Genomic DNA, 2,503 nt, shown 5'->3' with positions numbered 1-2,503 from the left:
GGCGATCGGCGCGGCTTTCGCGTTCGGGATGTCCGGCGCCTGGGCCCGGGGGCTCATCGATGCGGGGTGGACGCCCGGTGCCGCCGTGACCGCGCGGGTCTGGGTCGCAGCGCTCGTGCTGCTCGTGCCGACGATCCTGTCGCTGCGGGGGCGATGGGGCGTGCTGCGGAAGAACGCCGGCATGGTCGCCGCATACGGCCTGCTCGCCGTCACCGCCACGCAGCTCTGCTACTTCCAGGCCGTCGCTGTGATGGACGTCGGCCTCGCACTGCTCATCGAATACACAGCGCCGATCGCCGTCATCCTCTGGCTGTGGCTGCGCCGGGGTGAGCGCCCGAGTCGGCGCAGCGTGATCGGCGCCGCGATCGCCTTCGTCGGTCTCGTGCTGATGCTCGACATCATCACCGGTGCCGAGGTCAACGTCGCCGGCATCCTCTGGGCGCTCGCCGCGATGGTGGGTGCCGCGACGTACTTCCTGCTCTCGGCCAGAGCCGACACCGGGCTGCCGCCGATCGCGCTCGCCGGGGCGGGGTTGCTGCTCGGCGCGATCGCACTGACGATCGCCGGACTCGTCGGCATCCTGCCCATCGCCTGGACGACCGACGACATCACCTATCGCTTCGGCACCGTGCCGTGGTTCGTGCCGGTGCTCGCGATCGGCCTGATCGCGACGGCTCTCGCGTACGTGCTGGGCATCGCCTCGACCCGGATGCTGGGCTCACGCCTCGCATCCTTCGTCGCGCTCTCCGAGGTCGTCGCCGCGCTGCTCTTCGGCTGGCTCCTGCTCGGACAGCTGCCCGACCTGCTGCAGGCCCTCGGCGGAGCGCTCGTGCTGGTCGGCGTGGTCGTGGTGAAACTCGGCGAGCCGCGCCCCGCCGAGTTCGTCGAACCGCTTCCGGATGCCGTCGCGCTGCCGCGGCGGTAGCTCAATGTATACGTGAAGTACTCGTACGTCGCGCGAATGACCGGCTTGATGTATTTGTGTATACACTGAGGGCATGAGCTCTGTCGCTGATCGCATCACCGCGAGCGATCGAGCGCACGCGGCGCTGCTGGAGGACATCCAGTCGGGCGCCCTCCCCGCCGGTTTCGTGCTGGGCGAGGTCGAGCAGGCCGCCCGGCTCGGCATCAGCCGCACCCCGATGCGCGAGGCGCTGCGCCGGCTGGCGGCCGACGGCCTGGTCGTGCAGCAGTCGCCTCGGGTGACGGTGGTGGCCGGCCTCGACGCCGACGACATCATCGCGCTCTTCGAGATCCGTCGCGCGCTGGAAGAGACCTCCGCCCGACTCGCAGCACAGCGCGGGGATGCCGCACTCTTCGCCGCCCTCGCCGGTGAGTTCGCGCACGTCGACCTCACAGCCGTCGAGGGCCGCGATGCGTATTACGCCCTCATCGCCCGCTTCGACGCGGCGCTCGACGCCGCGGTCGACAACGACTACATCGCCTCGGCGCTGCGCACCGTGCGCACGCACCTCGTGCGGGTGCGCCGCATGGCCCGAGACAAGCCCGACCGCCTCGCCGCCTCAGCCGCCGAGCACCGCACGATCGCGGCAGCTCTCGGCGCGCGAGACGGCGATCTCGCCGCCCACGCCACGCATGTGCACCTGCACAACGCGCTCGCCGGCATCCTCGACTCCCTGACAGCCAACCCAGAAGGTGTGAAATGACCGTCACCCACCACGTCCGCGTGCACCGCAGCGATGAGAACCTCGCCCGAGAAGACCAGCTCGCCTGGAAGATCGCCGAGGTCGCCGCAGACCCGGTCGAGGTCGAGCAGGACGTCACCGACATGATCATCAACCGCATCATCGACAACGCGTCGGTCGCCGCGGCGTCGCTCACCCGCGGCCCCATCAACGCGGCCCGCGCCCAGGCGTTCAGCCACCCCGTCTCGACCGGGGGCATCGGCGCCACGGTCTTCGGCGCGGCGCTCGACCACCGCACGAGCCCCGAGTGGGCGGCCTGGGCCAACGGCGTGGCCGTGCGCGAGCTCGACTACCACGACACGTTCCTCGCGGCCGAGTACTCGCACCCGGGCGACAACATCCCGCCGATCCTCGCCGTCGCCCAGCACGTGCAGGCGGATGGTCGCGCGCTGCTGCGCGGCATCGCCACCGGCTACGAGATCCAGATGGACCTCGTCCGCGCGATCTGCCTGCACAAGCACAAGATCGACCACGTCGCCCACCTCGGACCGTCGGCCGCCGCCGGCATCGGCACTCTGCTCGGCCTCGACGTCGAGACGATCTACCAGGCCGTCGGCCAGGGACTGCACACCACCACCGCCACCCGCCAGAGCCGCAAGGGCGAGATCTCGACCTGGAAGGCGCACGCCCCGGCCTTCGCCGGCAAGCTCGCGGTCGAGGCCGTCGACCGGGCGATGCGCGGCCAGACCAGCCCCGCCCCGATCTACGAGGGCGAAGACGGCGTGATCGCCTGGATGCTCGACGGCAAGGACGCCGCGTACGAGGTGCCGCTGCCCGCCGCGGGCGAGGCGAAGCGC

Annotated in this window: 3 protein-coding genes; all 3 read left to right on the top strand. The window is 71.0% G+C overall.

The window, feature by feature from the left end:
• Window positions 1-925, top strand: a 925-nt coding sequence (locus tag J7E68_RS07520) for a DMT family transporter (protein ID WP_215171349.1), incomplete at its 5' end; no start/stop codon positions are given.
• Window positions 926-998: 73 nt separating this feature from the next.
• Window positions 999-1,667 carry a GntR family transcriptional regulator gene (locus J7E68_RS07515; RefSeq protein ID WP_215171347.1) on the top strand — a complete coding sequence of 223 codons (669 nt, stop codon included), beginning with the start codon at window positions 999-1,001 and terminating at the stop codon, window positions 1,665-1,667.
• On the top strand, window positions 1,664-2,503 hold an 840-nt coding region (locus J7E68_RS07510), incomplete at its 3' end, for an MmgE/PrpD family protein (RefSeq protein ID WP_215171345.1). The genes J7E68_RS07515 and J7E68_RS07510, both read left to right, overlap by 4 nt.

This window comes from Microbacterium sp. ISL-103 (assembly GCF_018613995.1).
GTDB lineage: Bacteria > Actinomycetota > Actinomycetes > Actinomycetales > Microbacteriaceae > Microbacterium.
The sequence above is the reverse complement of the archived record's forward strand: the minus strand, read 5'-3'. Positions and strand labels throughout refer to the sequence as shown.